Genomic DNA, 17,597 nt, shown 5'->3' with positions numbered 1-17,597 from the left:
TTGGAGACTATGGCGCACGAAGTGGATTTAGGACAGTTTAAGATCGGGGCAGGGCATAAGCCATTTTTGATCGCGGGCCCTTGCGTGATCGAGAGCGAACAACTCGTCATGGACACGGCGGGACGCATCGCGGACATCACCAAGGCGCTCGGCATGCCCTATGTGTTTAAATCGTCCTTCGATAAGGCCAATCGCACCTCCATCACCTCGTTCCGAGGGCCCGGTCTGGACAAGGGGCTGGCCATCCTCGCCAAGGTCAAGCAACAGATCGGTGTCCCGGTGTTGACCGATGTCCACACGGAGGAGCAGGCCACCGAGGCGGGACGCGTGGTGGACATTCTGCAGATTCCGGCCTTCCTCTGTCGCCAGACCGATTTGTTGATTGCCGCCGCCAAAACCGGCAAGGTCGTGAACATCAAGAAGGGGCAGTTTCTTTCGCCTCCGGAAATGGGCAACGCCGTCAAGAAAGTGGAAGACGCCGGCAACCGCCGTATTGTGCTGACGGAACGGGGCTCGTCGTTCGGCTACAACAACCTGGTGGTCGACATGCGTTCGTTTCCCATCATGCGTCGCTTCGGATACCCCGTGGTCTTCGATGCCACGCACAGTGTGCAGCTGCCTGGTGGGGGCGGCACGAAATCCAGCGGCCAGCGTGAATTCGTCGAACCCTTAGCTTGCGCGGCGGCAGGAGCCGGCTGCGACGGGTTCTTCATGGAAGTCCACCCTGACCCCGACTCCGCCTTGTCCGATGGACCGAACATGGTTCCGCTCAACGCGCTTCACTCACTTCTCTCACGGGTACTACGTATATGCGACGCAGCCGCAACACCGCCAAGCCGATAAACTCCACGCATAACCCCCGCGCCTCACGGCGTCCGTCTGCCGACGCGAGCGTGCGGGAGGGGATTCGCGTATTGGACATCGAGGCTCGCGCCGTCCAGGACCTCAAAGCTCGACTCGACGACCGATTCGCCCAAGCCGTCAATTTTCTGTTTGAATGCCAGGGGAAAGTCGTCATATCAGGCATGGGCAAGTCGGGCCTCATCGGTCAGAAGATTGCGGCAACCTTAGCCAGCACCGGAACCCCATCGTTCTTTTTGCATCCGGCCGAGGGCGTGCATGGCGATTTGGGCATGCTGGCACGCCGGGACGTGCTGATCGCAATTTCAAACAGCGGGGAAACGCAAGAGGTGCTCCAACTGCTGCCCTTCGTGAAACGGTTGAATGTGCCTGTCGTGGGCATGACGGGCAAGATGACCTCGACGTTGGCGAAGAACAGCGATGTCACGCTGGACGTCTCGGTCGATGAGGAGGCCTGCCCGCTGGGCTTGGCCCCGACCGCCAGTACGACCGCGACCCTCGCCATGGGCGACGCCTTAGCAGTCGCGCTGCTGCAGAAGCGGGGATTCAAGCACGACGATTTTGCACAATTCCATCCTGGCGGCAGCCTGGGCCGCCGGTTGCTCGTCAAGGTGCGTGATCTCATGCATCGGGAAGCACATCTGCCTCGTGTGCGCGCCGATGTATCCGGCGCGGACACGATATTGGAGATGACTTCGAAGAAACTCGGACTGACGACCGTCGTGAATGCCAAGGGCACCTTGTACGGGATCGTCACCGACGGCGACCTGCGTCGCTTTATCCAGGCAGGCGGGGACTTCAGCAAGGTCACGGCCGGCGATCTCGCGAGTCGCCATCCAAAAACCATCGGACCGGATGAACTGGCCACGACGGCCGTGGCGATGATGGAACAATATTCGATCACGGCCTTAGTGGTCATCGAACCACCGAATCGGCTGGCTGGTGTGATCCACTTGCATGACCTGCTCAAACACGGCATTGTGTAAGGAAGTCATTACGCAGACAAAGCAGACAGGATCATGGGAGAAAGCTGGAAAGAAGCCGGGCTGGTCTTGATGCGGTCGGCAGGGCAGGAAAGTAATATCAATCTGCCCAACGTACTGACGCTCGTCCGGATTCTGCTGATTCCGGTGTTCGTCATGCTCCTGCTCGACCCCACACCGGATCGATCCCTTGCGGCCGCCATTGTGTTCGTTATCGCGGCAGTGACGGATTTACTGGACGGCTACGTCGCACGGAAAACCGGCCAGATCACGAAACTGGGCCGGCTCTTGGATCCCATCGCCGACAAGCTGCTCGTCCTTTCCGCGTTGATCCTGCTGGTGCAGGTTGATCGGGTCACCGCGCTGGTGGCGATTCTGATCATCGCTCGGGAAGTCGCAGTCACCGGCCTTCGCGCGATTGCGGCTTCCGAAGGGATGATCATGTCGGCCGAAGTCACCGGTAAATACAAAATGGCCTTGCAGGTAGTCGCCATCGTCCTACTGCTCCTTGAAGGCACCGTGGTGGAAATGATCGGCAACTTGCATCTGGCCGGCATTGTCACCTTGTATCTCTCCCTCATCCTGGGCTATGTGTCAGGCGCGCAATATGTCTGGAGTTTCTGGCGTCAGGTCGGGGCGAAGGGCCTGTAGTCACTCAGGCCGTCGGTCGCCGACATTCGACGATCCGGTCAACGATTGATGGACAGTCCCTGGCTCATCGGTTTTCTCACTCTCTTCGGCTATCTCCTGGGGTCCATTCCGTTTGGCGTGGTGGTGTCACGCCTGCTGGGCACTGTCGATCCACGATCAGCAGGCAGCAAGAATGTCGGATTTACCAACGTCCTACGGGTGAGTGGGAAAAAGGCCGGCGTGCTGACATTAGCCGGTGACATCGGGAAGGGATGGGCGGCAGGGTGGGCGGCAACCCTGCTTCTGCAGCAAGAGGCAGCCGTGTTGGGCGTCGCCTTGGCCTCGATCATCGGCCATTTGCACTCCCTCTTCCTCGGATTCAAAGGGGGAAAAGGCGTAGCGACGGCGCTGGGCGCCGCATTGGGCGTCGCTCCGTGGATCGGACTCACGCTGATGGGGCTCTGGATTGGCGCAGTGGTCCTCTGGAGGTATTCCTCAGGAGGCGCGCTGTTTGCCTTTGCCATGTTTCCGATCGTGTCGCTCCTGTTTCATCGCTCCTGGCTCTTTATCGGATTTGCCTGCACCGTGAGCCTCCTTATTTGGACGAGACATAAGGACAATCTCGTTCGTCTGTTGTCCGAAGAAGCAAAATCCTTACATGTCGAATCTCGCAAGCTCTTGATTATCCAAGAATGTATGAAAGTTTTTCCCAGACGGTAACAGTAATTACGCGAACTAAATCTGTTGACAGAGGCGCGGTCGGAAGTAATTTTCCATACAAAGATGCGGCATGATAAGACCATGATTTTTCTATGAAAATAGCGACGAATGAGTTGGACGTTCTCTGCTGTTTCAGACACGCTCCGCGTCGAAGCGCGTATCAAACGCAGTATCGGTAGAGAAAACAGATTTGCCAGAATGTTTCTCTCAAGTATGAGGCAACAGGATCAGCTACTTTCGAGTCTTCAGCCAATAGGCTAGTAAATCCTTAGAATATTTCGAATCGTGTTTGGAGAGAGCTCTTTGATTTGGGTGGTGTTCTTGGCAAGTATCGGAGGGTATCTTTTAGGATCGATTCCTTTCGGCGTCGTCGTATCACGATGGTTGGGCTCGCCTGATCCCAGGCTGGCGGGGAGCCGGAATGTCGGATTCACCAATGTCTTGCGGGTCGGCGGGAAAAAGGCTGGGATCCTGACGTTGGTCGGTGACATTGGGAAGGGATGGCTCGTCGGATGGATAGGTACTCTACTGTTCCACCAAGAATCCGCTATTCTGCTCGTGGCTCTGGCGTCTATCGTTGGGCATCTCCATTCCGTCTTTCTGAATTTCAAAGGAGGGAAGGGCGTGGCCACGGCCTTAGGAGCGGTGCTGGGGGTCGCCCCCTGGGTCGGGCTCACCCTCATGGGCATATGGGTCGGAGTGGTTTTATTGTGGAAATATTCTTCCGGTGGCGCACTCGTCGCCTTTGGATTGTTTCCAGTTGTGGCGCTGCTGTTTCATCGATCCTGGCTCTTCGTGTTATTCGCCTGTCTGGTGACTATCCTCATCTGGTCCAAGCATACCGATAATCTTGTCCGTCTCTGGATGGGTACAGAACGGCGCATTGGTGATCGTCCCTCTGATCAAGTCGCTCCTCGTTGAGGAGTAGGTGCCATTCCAATCGATAGACCGCTAAGGGTGTTAGGCAGGCCTACACTCCGATGCGTGCTGAACCACTAATGGCTGCAATAGTCTGGAAATTGATGCAGCCTGGCACAGACCTGCGCTATTCCTTTTTCCCGGATACTGCAAACGAAGCCTGTGGCGTAGATGAAAGACCCATAGGTTGGTGATTGGCTTTGGCTCGTCTGGCTTGCTGTCCTGAGTAAAAAGCTGTGCTAAAGCTTCATCGGTTAGCGCCTTGCTAAGCGTATCCGCAGCTGTTCGCGTTCGTTGAAATCACCTGCCAAGTGTATTTCCAAGCTGGCAGGAATCCCTGCCATTTCACAAGTCTCAGTCACACTACGCTTCTTTAAAGATAAACTGGAGGTGAAGATGTTGCAGCTTTTGACTTCGTTATCCCAAACAGAGCGACCACCACGACCCTACTCCACCATCGATCCAGGCATTGCCCCATTGGTGGCAACCATGAACCGCACCGGTCTCATGCGCACGATCGCCTCTTGCGAGGGACATCGGTATCGTGGACTCGGTCCGTATGTGGTGTTTGAAACCTCGATTCAAATTGGTCGTAAATTAGCTCGTCTTCTTCGCGAAGACCCGATCGCTCAACCGCCACAACTGTTTTACCATTGGTGTATCGAACCTTACTTTGATCAGGATTATGACATTCGTTTCAGGCTGTCATCTCCCCAGTTATCCAGCCTTTATATCTGGCGGGCAACGCGATTGCGGCATGACTTCGAGACTCTTGCCTCAATGATCCAGAAATTGGGCTTTCAACTCCGGTAATAGGACCATCCACCCGTACAACACGCCACCCAAGAATAGAAGTCCAGGGATAATATAGCGAACAAGTAAATGACACCGATGCTTTTTGCGTATTCCGCTGAATCCGGCCGCCGATTCCGAGCGAATCCGGCCACCCCTCGGAGCCCCGCGACGCAGGGCCTCAGTGATCTGTCTTCGGTGGCCGACTTCCGCCTGATTTCGCCAGTCGTTTGCGCATCGATTCTCCTTTCAACGTGATCTTATAGGCATTGTGCACGAGCCGGTCAAGAATGGCATCGGCGAGCGTCGGCTCCCCGATCGCCGTGTGCCAGTGATCGATCGGGAGTTGACTGGCCACGAGGGTGGCCCGCCGCCCGTGGCGATCATCGAGGAGTTCCAAGAGATCGCGGCGGTGCTCGTCGGTCAAGGGAGCCAGCCCCCAGTCGTCCAGCACCACGAGGTCCGTCTTGGCGAGACTCCGGAGCACGCGGCCATAGCGGCCATCGCCTTTGGCGATCGCCAGGTCCCGGAAGAACCGCGGCAGTCGCAAATACAAGGCGGAGAAGCCCAGCCGGCAGGCCATCTGGGCCAACGCACAGGCCAGATACGTCTTGCCCGCACCGGTCGGCCCCACGATCAACACATTGTCATGACTGCGAATCCACTGACCCGTGGCCAGGGACGCGATCACGCTTTTCTCGATTCCCCGCGGGTGTCGATAATCGAGAGCTTCCAACGTGGCGCTGCTGGGGAACCGTATAGTGGACCCCAATTTCCGGACAGTCGTTTAAGGTGGTAGCCTGCTGTAAAAAGGAGCAGGTCATGAGTGCACGTCCGCGCAAACATTTCAGTGGGACGTTCAAGGCCAAAGTGGCCCTGGAGGCGACCCGAGCGGTCAAGACGGTGAACGAGATTGCCCAGGAATACGGGGTTCATCCGACTCAGGTGGGGCAGTGGAAGAAGGAACTGCACGCCCAGGCGGCAGACCTCTTCGACGCCAAGCGCGGTCCGAAACCGGCGGACCCGTCGGCGAGTCCGGAACGGCTCTATTCCGAGATCGGGCGGCTCAAGATGGAGCTGGACTGGCTCAAAAAAAGTCTGGGCTATGCCTGTAGCCGCGCGGAGAGGCTGGGTGGGCCCTCATGAACCACTGCCCCTGACCCGGCAATGTGCCCTGACCGGGGTGACGCGGTCCACGCTCTATGCGCCACACTCCGCCGCCACACCGGACGCGCAGGAATGGACATTGCTCGGACTGATTGACGCGGAATACACCCGGCATCCGTTTTACGGCAGCCGCAAGATCCGGCAGTACCTGCGCGGGGTCGGGCACCCGATCAACCGCAAGCGGGTCCAGCGGTTGATGGGCATCCTGGGTCTTTCGGGCATGGCCCCGGGGCCGAATACCAGTCGCCCACACCTGCAGCACCCGGTGCATCCGTACTTGCTTCGAGGCGTGGTGGTCACACGGCCCAACCAGGTCTGGAGTACGGATATTAGTGCGCCATGCAGGCGCGGTTGGAGAAAGACCAATCACGCCGGCTGGTTGCCGACCGGCAGCTGGAATGCTGCCCCGCTCGGGAAGGAAACCGAGCGGAAGGGGGCTGCAAAGCTCCGCCACGTGCCGATGGCGGGGTGTCATAAGCAGAGCAGCCTGAACAGTACCGGGCGTGGGCCACTCCCCACGAGCCGGGCTACCACAGGGTCTATGGTGAGACAACGAAGCGTGCGCCGGAAGCCTCTGTATTTAGAGCAGCCAACCCTCAATGACGGAATGGCGTGGAGGGATTGTGGTGCGATTCGGTTGGTCTTGATGTTGCCAACTGAAGGATGCGCCCCGCGCATCCGACGATGGGATGTCCTCTGAGCCATCGTCCAGAGCCACCAGGGGTAGAGCACGTCACCTACAGACACACAGGTCGGGAATCGGAACATGGGAACCTATTGGCATTCGCCTTTGACGGACAAGGGCTATCCGCGGCGACCGGGTACGAAGGTCAATGGGGACGGAGTCTCCGTAGTAGTCCGAGGTCGGGAAAACCGGCCACATGGCGAAGGGGGACAGGTGAGCGATACGCGTTTGAAGCCGGAGGAACGATCCGTGGACTCGGATCTTCACACCGATACGGTGTGGCTACTCGGCGTGCAACGAACGCTGTATCAGTGGAGTCAACAGCATCCCGGCGAAGCGTATCGTGAACTGTGGAACTGGATCACAGATATCCGTAGCTTACGATGCGCCTGGGATCGCGTGGCCCGGAACAAAGGGCAGCGCACACCAGGTATCGACGGGATGACCGTGGGCCGCATTCGCCAGCAACAGGGTGAAGGCGCTTACTTGGGAGCATTGCACCGAGCACTCAGGCGCGGCGTCTACTGGCCGAGTCCGTGCCGTCGCAAACTCATCCCCAAGCCGGGCAAACCAGGGCAATTCCGACCCTTGGGAATTCCCACGGTCACTGATCGCGTCGTGCAAGCGGCGATCAAGCAGTTTCTGGAGCCCATACTCGAAGCACGCTTCTGGCATGTCTCGTACGGATTCCGTCCGGGGCGGGGCTGCCACGGCGCACTCGAGCATATTCGCATGGCCACGCGGCCACGCAAGACAAGCACAGTAGACGGAAAGCGTCACGACACCCCGTATCAATGGGTGGTCGAGGGGGACATTAAGGGCTGCTTCGATCATATCGACCACCACCTGCTGATGAACCGCGTGCGTCAGCACTGCGCGGATCGCAGGGTGAATCGGTTGCTGGTGCAGTTCCTGAAAGCCGGGGCACTCTCGGAAGAGCAGTTTCTGCGAACCGACGCTGGCACCACTCAGGGCGGAATCATCTCGCCCTTGCTTGCCAACATCGCTCTGTCAGTCATCGAAGAGCGATATGAGCGCTGGGTCAATCATCAGACCAAGCGCAGGGCGCGACGGAGTTGCGATGGCATCACCGCGGCGATGGAGGCACGTTCTTCCGACCGCCGGGCCGGCCGACCGGTGTATTTCCCGGTCCGCTATGCCGACGACTTTATCGTCCTTGTCAGTGGTGCTGCAGAGGATGCAGCGGCTGAACGGGAGGAGCTGGCGACCGTACTGCAGCAAAGCATGGGGTTGACACTCTCACCCGAAAAGACGCGCATCACTCCTCTGACCGATGGGTTCGAGTTCCTTGGACACCGGGTCAGAATGCGATGGGATACGCGGTATGGATGGACACCGCGCATCGAGGTTCCGAAGGAGAAGGTTGCCGATCTGCGGTACAAGGTCAAGCAACTCACTGGACGAGCAACCACACCACTGCCGTTGATCGAACTCCTCCAGAAACTCAACCCCATCCTGCGTGGGTGGGCCCACTTCTATCGTCACTGCACCGGAGCCAAAGACATCCTGTCGAATCTGGACTGGTATGTCGGCGACCGACTCTGGCGATGGATGTGCAAGAAGTACCCGAAGGCCCACGTACGCACGCTGTTACGCCACCGCCGTCCCAGTCGTATCCGACGCACGCGTCGGGTCTGGCAAGAAGATGGTTGCGAGCAATTTCAGATGTCGTTGCTCAAGGTAGAGCGCTACAAGCGGGGTTGGATGCAACATCCTGACTTCACCACGTTTGCTGGAGAGCCGGATGCATAGCGAAAGGTGCATGTCCGGTTCGGCGAGAGGGCGTGCGAAACCGCTGGTCGCAAGACCGGAATGGCGCGCGCGTCCTACTCAACCCGTACATCCGCCTCGCGCGTGGATTTGTGTACCTGATGGCCGTGCTCGACTGGTATTCGCGTCGCGTGCTGGCCTGGCGCTTGTCGAACATGCTGGAGAGCGGGTTCTGCGTGGACGGTCTGGAGCACGCCTTGCAGAGCTACGGCACCCCCGAGATCTTCAACACCGATCAAGGCTGCCAGTTCACCTCAGAGGCGTTCACCGGTGTGCTCACGGCGCACGGCATCGCCATCAGCATGGACGGGCGCGGGCGGGCCTTGGACAACATCTTTGTGGAACGGCTCTGGCGGAGCGTCAAGTACGAAGACGTTTATCTGAGAGGGTACAGCACGCTGTCTGAATTACAGCGGGGATTAACGGACTACTTTGTGTTTTACAACACGGAGCGACGACACCAGTCGTTGAATTACGTGACGCCGGACGAGGTCTACCGGACCGCGAGTGGAGGCGGAGCCAGGATTGTGGATCAATTCGGTAAGACCGAACACCCTCGCCCAGAAACACAACAAGACACAGAACACCGGGGCAGCGCCGTTCCGCTGCATGTAAACGGTTACCCTCTTAAACTCACTGCATTAGTGTCTTGACGGAGGGGTCCACTGTACAGTACATCGGCCAGGCAATAATCCATATCTACCGTGGGCATTATAGTCACCACAATGAATATGGCTCCGGGGTATCGATCTACTTTAACGAGCAAGTCAATGGTAAGCCTTTGAGCGTTTGGATCGCTAATGCCTTGGGTGCGTATTCGCGCCAAAACAGCCACCTGTTCGCATTCAAACTGGCCACCTGTTTGCAACGAAAGTAGCCATCCTTTCACATTCAAAGTAGCCACCTCTCTGATGAAGGGGACACTTAATCCTGTTCGAGCACATGAATGATCGGGCAGCCCTTCGCCGGTTGTTTCCTATCGCACTGCTGAACCAGACCAGCTAACGCTTTCCGCATCGCCGCGAGGCCCGTCAGTTTCCAGTCAATCAGCTCCATCTTGTGGGCAGCCAGGGCGCGAGTCTCCGCACAGGCGCGGGCTTCCTCCAGCCGTAGCAGTTCGGCGATTTCCTCCAATGTGAACCCAAGGGCTTGCGCCCGCTTAATGAAGCGGATGTGTTTCACGATGTCCGCCGAATACCGCCGATAGCCCATGTGCGGCTTGTCCGGCTCGGCTAGCAGCCTCCGTCTCTGGTAATAACGGATCGTCTCGACATTCACCCCGGCCAGCTTCGCCACTCGGCCTATCGTTAATTCTGAAGCCATGAAGATTCCCCTTGATTCCGTACCGTAGTACGGAGTTTAGACTGGAATCAATGGGCAAGAGTTGGAGAAACAGGCCGTGGCTTCATGGAGTGGAAAGGGACCGCTGAGTGGGATCGTGCTGGGTACCGATAGCTGGTCTGCTGTGTCTGGCCGCGTGTCCTGCGGGCGCTCGAAAATAGGTGGTGCATGGAGAGGTTGTCCAGGTCGGAGAAAGAGAACCCTGTGTCTGAACCGCACAATGGTCGCGGCGCCTTGGGTATCGGCGGCCTCGCGGCGATCCTCGCCTCGATCTGCTGTCTCGGCCCGCTCGTGTTGGTGGCGATTGGCTTCAGCGGCGCGTGGATCGGCAATCTGACGGTGCTCGAACCGTATCGTCCAATTTTTATCGGCGCAGCACTCGTGGCGCTCTTCTTCGCCTACCGGCGTATCTTCCGACCCGCGCAAGCCTGCAAGCCGGGGGAGGTCTGTGCCGTGCCGCACGTTAAGACGGCGTACAAGACCATCTTTTGGATCGTGGCCGCACTGACGGGGATCGCGCGTGCCTTCCCCTACATTCTGCCGCTGTTTTGCTGAAAGGAAAACGCATGAAAAAGTTCATCACTGTCATCGCCCTCTCGGCCGTCTTAAGCGCGCTCGCCTGGGCCGCCACGCAAACGGTCACCCTGTCGGTGAGTGGCATGACCTGCGCGGCCTGCCCGATCACGATTAAGAAAGCGCTGAACAAGGTCGAAGGCGTCGAGAACATCGATGTCAACTTGGAGAAGAAGGAAGCCCTTGTCACCTTCGATGACGCCAAGACCAAGGTCGAGGCGCTGCTGGAGGCCACCAAGAACGCGGGCTATCCCTCCACCGTTCACCCGTAGGAGACGCAATGGACGGGAAAACACATAGTCACGAGGCGCCATCATGGGTGGGCCGAACGCTCATGGCGGTCGGCATAAGCGGCGCAGCGTTTGCAGCACTCTGCTGCTTCGCGCCGTTTATGGTCGCCGGTCCGGTCACCGCTCTTGGCCTCGGGTTCATTCTCAACGATGCCCTATTGATGGGCCTTCTTGTTCTGTTCATCGGAGTGGCCGTGCTGGGCTATTACTTCGTGCGGCGCCAGAAGTGCGCGTGACCCTGAAGCCAATTCTCGGACAACACACCCAGGAGGGGAAATGATGGCGGAGGAATTTGACCTTGTGATTCTCGGTTCCGGCTCGACGGCGTTTGCTGCAGCGCTTCGTGCGGCAGAAAGAGGAAAAACGGCCGCGATGACCGAGGTGCGAACGCTCGGGGGAACATGTGTAAACCGTGGCTGCTTGCCGTCAAAGAACCTCATCGAAGCCGCGAAAATACTCTACGATTCGAAGAATCCGCGCTACCCAGGGCTCTCTCCTGCCTCAATGAGCTTCGACTTCCGCGCGCTTATCCAGCAGAAGGATGCCGTGATTGAAGACTACCGGGGCAAGAAGTATCAGAGCATTATCTCCAACTCTAAAAGCATCCGCATTGTTGAAGGAGCAGCCCGCTTCAGCGGCCCCAACGAGGTGACAGTGAACGGACAGGTTCTCTCAGCGCCTCGGTTCCTTGTCGCGACTGGAAGCTCGCCCACAGTGCCAGACATTCAAGGGCTTCATGAAACGCCTTATCTCACAAGCGACCTGCTCACCAATCACGAAGACATCGAGCTCACAGAACTTCCGGCGTCGCTCATCATCATCGGTGGCGGCTACATCGCTCTTGAGCTGGGCCAGATGTTCTCGCGCTTCGGCACCAGCGTCACTATTCTGGAACGCGGAGAGCAAATTCTTTCGGCCTACGAGCCGGAGATTGCCCAATCAGTGGCAGCCGTCTTTCGTGAGGAGGGCATTGCCATCCATACGAAAGCCACGGTGAGCCGGGTGCATGGCGATGAACGGCAAGTCGTTGTCACGCTCCAGGTGGATGGGCGGCAGAAGGAACTGAAGGCGGCGAAGCTGCTTGTTGCCACGGGGCGCACACCGAATACGGAACATCTCGGGCTTGAATTTCCAGGAGTCGATCTGGATGAACGTGGCTTCGTGAAGGTGAATGAGGAGCTGCGCACTTCTGCCGGGCACGTGTATGCTGCCGGAGACGTGATTGGTTCCTACACTGGAAGCCAGATGGCGACTCCTGTGGGTGCGCAGGACGGCGGGATTGCCGCCGAGAATGCTCTGAACGGCAAAGGGGGCCGTCAGGTAAATCACGCCGTGATTCCGCGAGCGATTTTTACCGACCCGCAAGTGGGCGTAGTCGGACTTTCGGATGCGGAGGCCAATGCTCGCGGGTACGCGTGCGATTGTCGCCTTATTCCTATGTCCCTCGTTCCCAGAGCTGGGGCGGTCCGGGAGGCCAGAGGGGTCCTGAAGATGGTGGCGGACCGGAACACGAAGAAGGTGCTGGGGGTGTCAATGCACGGCATGAACGCGGCGGAGGTGATTCACGAAGCGGCAATGGGGCTTCGTTTTGGTGCGAGTATCGACGACTTCGCCCACATGCTGCACGTCTATCCAACAATGTCCGAGGCGCTAAAAATAGCCGCGCTGTCGTACACAAAAGACGTGTCAAAAATGAGCTGCTGTGCAGAGTAGAGGAACGCCGAGATTGGGACAGCATCAACCCGTACTATCGTAAGCTCCCTCGTTAAGGAGACACTGTCTTGTTACCGATTTGCATTGATCCGGTCTAACTAGGTCCAACAATTCCAAACATGTAGCGCAGTATCATTTTCGATACAGTGGCCGTTTTCCATGCGAACGGGTGGCTACTTTGATTGCGTGTATCCACTTGGGACCAGAGCTGATTCGATCTGAATTGATTAAACGATTACACCAGGCGGCAGCAGGCTGTTCGGCAATGGTGTATGTACTTGGGAATTTCATCGCCACCCATGGCAAATATGCCATTGAGGTTCTTGCCATCAATGACGTATGGGTCACGCTAACGGATGAGCAGAGCTAATTACGTTCCGTACGAGAGCGTGAGACTCTGAACCTTGAGTCGTTGGCCCAGAAGGCAGACAATTCTCCAGGCCTCATCGAAATTGATGGCCGTCAAGTTAGTGAGTAGCGGATTGTGGCGCTCTCTTTGCCAGGCCTCCGATTCGAACTCCCTCCGTACTGGATAACCTTCTGGATTCTTCTCACCAAACACAATTCCGATTGCGACCTCAGGTAAGTCATGAGTATAGAGACTGATATCCAGGAATCCCTCTGGGTAGGTCCCAGGCTGGTATGGAGGGGTATACCCTCCAATGTTCATGATGCATCCTTCGTAGTCTTTAAGCACTTCAACGAGCAGAGTGACCATGTGGTCAGCAAAATTATGGTTTGATTTGGGACAGTACGTCGCCCCACGACGGGCAGCTGAATAGTGAATAAGCCGCTTTGGCAGCATCTGGCCTTGTTCCAATTTTGTTATCTTGTCTGGTTGCATACAATTGAAGTGGTTTAAATATTGTGTTTACTCAACAAATCATCCGAAAGCGTGCGCGACAGACAGCTATTGGGAGGCTGCAACCGCAGGTTTAAGCAATGTGGATGATGTCATGACAAATATATGGGAGTCACTCTACGCCGTAGCAAAGTTATGGCCCTCAGCTCTTGTAATGGGTAATTCATCGGCTACCTGTTCTCCATCTTTTCCTTTGACCATCTAATTTGGACAGCATGACGAGCCGCCGCACGTCGCTGTTCGTGTGTCATGGCAAGGGTTCTTGCTCGGCCTCCCTTCTGAGCCCCAAACGGCCCAATGCGACGGCATGGGGGTTCTTCACTCGTTTCTTCTCCATGGCTCACCCCGTTGTTGAGTGGTGTACTGTTGAAAAAGGATAGCCAACAAATTTCTCTGTCGGAACGGAATCTCACGCCAGTTTCCTACAGTTTGTGGCGTGCCTGATGGTCCTTCTTGTTCTGTCCGAAGATGCAATCTCTTTGCATGTCGAATCTCGGAAGTTCTTAATTGTTCAAGAATTCATGAAAGTCTTGCCCAGACCGTCAGAGGAGGTGGAAATGGCGGGAGAATCGACGAAACCGATTGAACGGTGGATAGCCAACGTGGTTACGATGTGCTGCGACTGCAAAGTTTCCGGCACCGGTCCGCAATGGATCGAACCTCAGGCTCAGACGTTCATCGATTTTGCGACCAGTGGTATAACAGTCAGAGGCGGGGCACTCTTGCGAGCAGACTGAAAGAGTGGTAAGGTTTCCCTGTTCAGGAGACGCTCCATGCGCCGCTTCCGTCCTTTCCTCTCAACGACCTTGGTACTGCTTCTTCTCGTGTTGAGCTTCAACGCCTATGCCTGCCTCTTGCCGGTGAGCAGCAGTTCAAGCACGGAGATGGGCAATGGCTGTTCCACACCTGAAGAGCAACCGGCACGGCAGGTCTGCGACGCGTTTAAGACGTTCACTGTCGAGGCATCGAGTCAGCCCCAGCCGTCCTATGATGGCCCACTGCTGTGGGTGGAAGACGCGCTTTTGGGTTCTCTCCTCTCATCGCCGCCGCTAGACGGGATTTTCAAGCCTCCGTTCCCCTTACCTTCAGACAGTTCGTCTCAACTGCTTCGGACGAGCACCATCGTGCTTCGCATTTGATCCTCCCATCCTGAGTTTTCTCAACCTGTTCTAAATCCTACTGCTCAGTCTTCGTGCTGGACGACTTAGGCCGTTCTGCTCGGTCGTTTGCACCGAGAACCGGTTGTTCAGCTGGAGTACCGAGCCCAAGAGTTTGTGAAGGAGGATTCTCATGAGATGGAATCCATTACGCCAGTGCCTCACGATGGCCGTGGCCGGAGTGATGTGTGTCGGTGGACTCCCAGACCGTGCCGATGCGGATGAACGCGTTCAGTCAGCGACGTTGGGCTTGTCAGGGTTGATCCAGGACGTCTTGGCGCGGAATCCTGAAATCCAGGCGGCGCGGCAGCACGTGGAAGCGGCCACACAACGGGTGCCGCAAGCGCGGTCGCTGGATGATCCGACACTATCAGTTCAGCTCTGGAATTTCCCCCAGACCTTCAACGTGACACAAACGCAGAATGCGATCTTTGGTGTGTCGCAAACATTTCCGTTCCCAGGCAAGCTGGCCCTCAAGGGGGAAGTGGCCAGTCGCTCGGCCGACATGACTGAGCAGGCCTTGCGCGCGAAGGAACGGGACCTGATCGCCCGCCTCAAGCAGGCCTACTACGACCTGTTTTTTGCACATAAGGCGCTCCAAATCCACCACGAGCAAATCGACCTGCTCAAACAGTTGTTTGAGATCGCGACGGCGAAGTTCCGCACTGGGAAGGGCAGTCAGGTCGATGTATTGAAAGCCCAGGTCGAGCTCTCCACCCTGTATCAGCAACTCCCCCTTCTGGAACAGCGTCGCGACAGCGCCCAGGGTGGACTGAACACACTGTTGGATCGGGACCCACGGTTTCCGTTGGGGCCTCCACAGGAGCCGCGTGAGGGGCGGTTCGAGAAAGACCTTGAGGACCTGTATCCGATGGCGGTGCAGGCCAGACCGGAACTGAAGGCTGCCGAATTGTCCATTCAGCGGAGTGAACAGTCTCGTGCGCTGGCCCAGCGCCAGTACTACCCGGATGTCAGTGTGGCGTTCCAGCGTTTCCAGAACTTTCATGCGAACGACGGGTTCGGCGCCGTGGTGTCCATCAACATGCCGTTCGCCTTCTGGACCAAGCCGAAGTACGACGCCAGAGTGCGAGAGGCTGGGGCGGCGGTCGCGGCGGCACGCGCAGACCTCCACCTAGCGGAAAACCAGACCCGCTTCCAGATCCGGGACCTGCTGGCAAAAGTCCGGGCGAGTTGGGAAGTGGCGGTGCTGTACCGGACCACGGTGCTGCCCCAGGCCGAGCAGGGCGTGGAAGCCGCGCGGGCCGGGTATCGCACTGGGAGGACGTCCTTTCTGGATCTTATCGACGCAGACCGGGCCTTGCGGGAGTTTCAACTGGCGTACTGGCGAGTGCTGGTCGATCGCGAATCCCGCGTGGCTGAGCTCGAACAGGTCATCGGCACGGAATTGTAAAGAGTGAGGGATGTCATGATGACGAAAATGTGGAGTCAAAGACGAACCATGTGGATCGCGACCGGAGCTGGAATCGTGATGCTGACGCTCGGGTCATGGTTCATGACCGGATGGGAGCGACACCAAGTCCTTCCCCCTGACGAGAAGACGTCCGATCAAAGCCAGACGGAGCAGAAGGAGCGCAGCCTGCAGGGGATGCCGATGTCTCCGAGCCAGGAAACCGGTCCTCCCCAGGCCTATGCCATGGTGACGCCGACGAAACAGCAGTTGATTGGCGTGAAGACAGCGGTGGTCGAAACACGTCCGCTTGAGACCACCGTCCGGGCGGTCGGCAGAGTGGACTACAACGAAGAACGCATTACGCATATCAACCTGCGGGTCTCGGGATGGGTGGAAGAGCTCTTGGTGGACTATACGGGACAGGTCGTGCACAAGGGTCAGCCGCTGTTCACACTGTACAGCCCTGACTTGGTCGCCAGCCAGGATGAGTACCTGCTGGCGCTGCGAACGCAAGCCAAGGTGAAAGACAGTCCTCTTGCCGAAGTGCAAGAGCAGGCGGAGCACATGGTGGACGCGGCACGCGACCGGTTGCGCCTGTGGACGGTCTCGGATCAACAGCTCGACGAGTTGGCTCGGAGGGGCAAGGCCAAGACCGCGATACCGATCTATTCGCCCTTCAGCGGCTACGTCACCGAGAAAAAAGTCTTCAGGGGGATGTTTGTGGAGCCCGGGATGAGGCTCTACACGATCGCGGACTTGTCGACGGTCTGGGTGAATGCCGAGATCTACGAGTTCGAGGTCCCGTTTGTCAAGGTGGATCAGCAAGCCGCTATCACGTTCTCCTCGTATCCAGGACAACCGTTTTATGGACGGGTCTCGTACATCTACCCCTACCTGAACGAGCAAGCTCGTACCGTCAAAGTCCGCCTGGAATTACCGAACCCTGGTTTACGACTCAAGCCGGAGATGTACGGAGACGTGCTGCTCAAGATCAATCGCGGAAACCAGGTCGCGGTTCCCGAACAGGCGGTGCTGGACTCTGGAACGCGGAAGCAGGTCTTTCTGGTTCGCGGGGAAGGGCTTTTTGAACCACGGGAAGTCAAGGTGGGACCAAAAATCGGAGCCTTTTATGAGGTTCAGGAGGGGATCGAGGCAGGTGACCGGGTGGTGACATCCGGAAACTTTCTGATCGATTCGGAGAGCAAGCTCATGGCCGCCATGGACATGATGGGTTCGCTGGGGATGGGCGGCATCAAAATGGAACAGGCGCAGATGGGACAGATGGACATGGGTGGCATGCCAATGGGAGAAACACAGCCGGAGAAGACTACGCAAATGGCGAAGGCGTCGGGAGACAAGAAGGCAGGGGGACTGACTCTTGCGCTCTCGACAGAACCCGCCTCACCGCGGATTGGCGAAAATCTCATCCGGGTCACCGTGAAAGGTGAGGGAGGCAATCTGGTCGTCAACGCAAAAGTTCAGCTCACCTACACGATGCCGATGCCGGGTATGATGCCGGCCACGGTGCCGATGAAACCCGGTAAGGACGGGGCCTATGAGGCGAAGGTCAATCTTGGCATGGGTGGCCGGTGGGACCTGACCGTCACCGTGCAGCGTGCTGGCGAGGCCGATGTGAAGGAAATGTTTTCCGTCACCGCAGGCGGCGGCGGGGGTATGTCTGGCATGCAGGGAATGTGAAAAGG

General features: G+C 57.5%; 17 protein-coding genes and 3 pseudogenes. 17 read left to right on the top strand and 3 right to left on the bottom strand.

Annotated elements, in window-relative coordinates; translation table 11 throughout:
• Nucleotides 1-9 precede the first annotated feature (9 nt).
• The 6 genes from kdsA (at nt 10) to KJA79_RS16545 (ending at nt 4,925) form a co-directional block, all read left to right on the top strand.
• Nucleotides 10-843, top strand: a complete 834-nt coding sequence (gene kdsA, locus KJA79_RS16570) for a 3-deoxy-8-phosphooctulonate synthase (protein WP_213043174.1) — start codon at nt 10-12, stop codon at nt 841-843.
• The gene (locus KJA79_RS16565) at nt 810-1,847 is read left to right on the top strand and encodes a KpsF/GutQ family sugar-phosphate isomerase (RefSeq protein WP_246507733.1); all 1,038 of its coding nucleotides are present in this window, start codon (nt 810-812) and stop codon (nt 1,845-1,847) included. The genes kdsA and KJA79_RS16565 overlap by 34 nt, the downstream gene beginning before the upstream one ends.
• Nucleotides 1,848-1,880: 33 nt before the next feature.
• A complete protein-coding gene (gene pgsA / locus KJA79_RS16560) occupies nt 1,881-2,495 on the top strand; it encodes a CDP-diacylglycerol--glycerol-3-phosphate 3-phosphatidyltransferase (protein ID WP_213043173.1) in 615 nt (204 codons plus the stop codon).
• Nucleotides 2,496-2,543: 48 nt separating this feature from the next.
• Nucleotides 2,544-3,194 carry a glycerol-3-phosphate 1-O-acyltransferase PlsY gene (plsY, locus tag KJA79_RS16555; RefSeq protein WP_213043172.1) on the top strand — a complete coding sequence of 217 codons (651 nt, stop codon included), beginning with the start codon at nt 2,544-2,546 and terminating at the stop codon, nt 3,192-3,194.
• Between the two features lie 285 nt (nt 3,195-3,479).
• Nucleotides 3,480-4,115: a glycerol-3-phosphate 1-O-acyltransferase PlsY gene (gene plsY / locus KJA79_RS16550; protein WP_213043171.1), complete on the top strand. Its 636-nt coding sequence runs from the start codon at nt 3,480-3,482 to the stop codon at nt 4,113-4,115.
• Between the two features lie 393 nt (nt 4,116-4,508).
• Entirely contained in the window at nt 4,509-4,925 is a 417-nt protein-coding gene (locus KJA79_RS16545) for a hypothetical protein (RefSeq protein ID WP_213043170.1), read from the top strand.
• A gap of 160 nt (nt 4,926-5,085) precedes the next feature.
• Here KJA79_RS16545 and istB read toward each other — a convergent pair.
• A pseudogene (gene istB / locus KJA79_RS16540) lies at nt 5,086-5,661 on the bottom strand (IS21-like element helper ATPase IstB); the annotation flags it as partial.
• A gap of 65 nt (nt 5,662-5,726) precedes the next feature.
• Between istB and KJA79_RS22870 the strand changes: the two are divergent.
• The 3 genes and pseudogenes from KJA79_RS22870 to KJA79_RS16520 all read left to right on the top strand — a co-directional run.
• Nucleotides 5,727-6,405 (top strand): annotated as a pseudogene (locus KJA79_RS22870) (IS3 family transposase); the annotation flags it as partial.
• 564 nt (nt 6,406-6,969) lie between these two features.
• Nucleotides 6,970-8,529, top strand: coding sequence for a group II intron reverse transcriptase/maturase (gene ltrA, locus KJA79_RS16525; RefSeq protein ID WP_213043166.1), 1,560 nt, complete (start codon nt 6,970-6,972; stop codon nt 8,527-8,529).
• Nucleotides 8,530-8,615: 86 nt separating this feature from the next.
• Nucleotides 8,616-9,200 (top strand): annotated as a pseudogene (locus KJA79_RS16520) (transposase); the annotation flags it as partial.
• Nucleotides 9,201-9,471: 271 nt separating this feature from the next.
• Here KJA79_RS16520 and merR read toward each other — a convergent pair.
• Nucleotides 9,472-9,870, bottom strand: a complete 399-nt coding sequence (merR, locus tag KJA79_RS16515) for a mercury resistance transcriptional regulator MerR (RefSeq protein ID WP_213043165.1) — start codon at nt 9,868-9,870, stop codon at nt 9,472-9,474.
• A 222-nt stretch (nt 9,871-10,092) separates the two neighbouring features.
• On the opposite strand from merR, the gene merT reads away from it, so the two are divergent.
• From merT to KJA79_RS16490, 5 genes are all read left to right on the top strand, one after another.
• The gene (gene merT, locus KJA79_RS16510) at nt 10,093-10,443 is read left to right on the top strand and encodes a mercuric ion transporter MerT (RefSeq protein ID WP_213043164.1); all 351 of its coding nucleotides are present in this window, start codon (nt 10,093-10,095) and stop codon (nt 10,441-10,443) included.
• An 11-nt stretch (nt 10,444-10,454) separates the two neighbouring features.
• Nucleotides 10,455-10,733 (top strand): mercury resistance system periplasmic binding protein MerP, encoded by a 279-nt coding sequence (gene merP, locus KJA79_RS16505; RefSeq protein ID WP_213043163.1) that lies wholly within the window; start codon nt 10,455-10,457, stop codon nt 10,731-10,733.
• Nucleotides 10,734-10,741: 8 nt separating this feature from the next.
• Nucleotides 10,742-10,987, top strand: coding sequence for a hypothetical protein (locus tag KJA79_RS16500; RefSeq protein WP_213043162.1), 246 nt, complete (start codon nt 10,742-10,744; stop codon nt 10,985-10,987).
• A 40-nt stretch (nt 10,988-11,027) separates the two neighbouring features.
• Nucleotides 11,028-12,464, top strand: a complete 1,437-nt coding sequence (gene merA, locus KJA79_RS16495) for a mercury(II) reductase (RefSeq protein WP_213043161.1) — start codon at nt 11,028-11,030, stop codon at nt 12,462-12,464.
• Nucleotides 12,465-12,660: 196 nt separating this feature from the next.
• A complete protein-coding gene (locus tag KJA79_RS16490) occupies nt 12,661-12,834 on the top strand; it encodes a hypothetical protein (protein WP_213043160.1) in 174 nt (57 codons plus the stop codon).
• Here KJA79_RS16490 and KJA79_RS16485 read toward each other — a convergent pair whose 3' ends face one another.
• Entirely contained in the window at nt 12,835-13,308 is a 474-nt protein-coding gene (locus tag KJA79_RS16485; RefSeq protein ID WP_213043159.1) for a hypothetical protein, read from the bottom strand.
• A 791-nt stretch (nt 13,309-14,099) separates the two neighbouring features.
• On the opposite strand from KJA79_RS16485, the gene KJA79_RS16480 reads away from it, so the two are divergent.
• From KJA79_RS16480 to KJA79_RS16470, 3 genes are all read left to right on the top strand, one after another.
• Complete coding sequence (locus KJA79_RS16480) at nt 14,100-14,465, top strand: hypothetical protein (RefSeq protein ID WP_213043158.1); 366 nt, start codon at nt 14,100-14,102, stop codon at nt 14,463-14,465.
• A 151-nt stretch (nt 14,466-14,616) separates the two neighbouring features.
• Nucleotides 14,617-15,894 carry a TolC family protein gene (locus KJA79_RS16475; protein WP_213043157.1) on the top strand — a complete coding sequence of 426 codons (1,278 nt, stop codon included), beginning with the start codon at nt 14,617-14,619 and terminating at the stop codon, nt 15,892-15,894.
• Between the two features lie 48 nt (nt 15,895-15,942).
• Entirely contained in the window at nt 15,943-17,592 is a 1,650-nt protein-coding gene (locus KJA79_RS16470; RefSeq protein WP_213043156.1) for an efflux RND transporter periplasmic adaptor subunit, read from the top strand.
• Nucleotides 17,593-17,597: the final 5 nt, after the last annotated feature.

The sequence above is a fragment of the Nitrospira defluvii genome (assembly GCF_905220995.1).
GTDB lineage: Bacteria > Nitrospirota > Nitrospiria > Nitrospirales > Nitrospiraceae > Nitrospira_A > Nitrospira_A defluvii_C.
The sequence above is the reverse complement of the archived record's forward strand: the minus strand, read 5'-3'. Positions and strand labels throughout refer to the sequence as shown.

Bases quoted from the DNA above. Each gene is read 5' to 3' on its own strand.
- kdsA (WP_213043174.1), top strand. From the start codon at position 10: ATGGCGCACGAAGTGGATTTAGGACAGTTTAAGATCGGGGCAGGGCAT.
- KJA79_RS16565 (WP_246507733.1), top strand. From the start codon at position 810: ATGCGACGCAGCCGCAACACCGCCAAGCCGATAAACTCCACGCATAAC.
- pgsA (WP_213043173.1), top strand. From the start codon at position 1,881: ATGGGAGAAAGCTGGAAAGAAGCCGGGCTGGTCTTGATGCGGTCGGCA.
- plsY (WP_213043172.1), top strand. From the start codon at position 2,544: ATGGACAGTCCCTGGCTCATCGGTTTTCTCACTCTCTTCGGCTATCTC.
- KJA79_RS16545 (WP_213043170.1), top strand. From the start codon at position 4,509: ATGTTGCAGCTTTTGACTTCGTTATCCCAAACAGAGCGACCACCACGA.
- merR (WP_213043165.1), bottom strand. From the start codon at position 9,870: ATGGCTTCAGAATTAACGATAGGCCGAGTGGCGAAGCTGGCCGGGGTG.
- merP (WP_213043163.1), top strand. From the start codon at position 10,455: ATGAAAAAGTTCATCACTGTCATCGCCCTCTCGGCCGTCTTAAGCGCG.
- KJA79_RS16500 (WP_213043162.1), top strand. From the start codon at position 10,742: ATGGACGGGAAAACACATAGTCACGAGGCGCCATCATGGGTGGGCCGA.
- merA (WP_213043161.1), top strand. From the start codon at position 11,028: ATGATGGCGGAGGAATTTGACCTTGTGATTCTCGGTTCCGGCTCGACG.
- KJA79_RS16485 (WP_213043159.1), bottom strand. From the start codon at position 13,308: ATGCAACCAGACAAGATAACAAAATTGGAACAAGGCCAGATGCTGCCA.
- KJA79_RS16480 (WP_213043158.1), top strand. From the start codon at position 14,100: ATGCGCCGCTTCCGTCCTTTCCTCTCAACGACCTTGGTACTGCTTCTT.
- KJA79_RS16475 (WP_213043157.1), top strand. From the start codon at position 14,617: ATGAGATGGAATCCATTACGCCAGTGCCTCACGATGGCCGTGGCCGGA.
- KJA79_RS16470 (WP_213043156.1), top strand. From the start codon at position 15,943: ATGTGGATCGCGACCGGAGCTGGAATCGTGATGCTGACGCTCGGGTCA.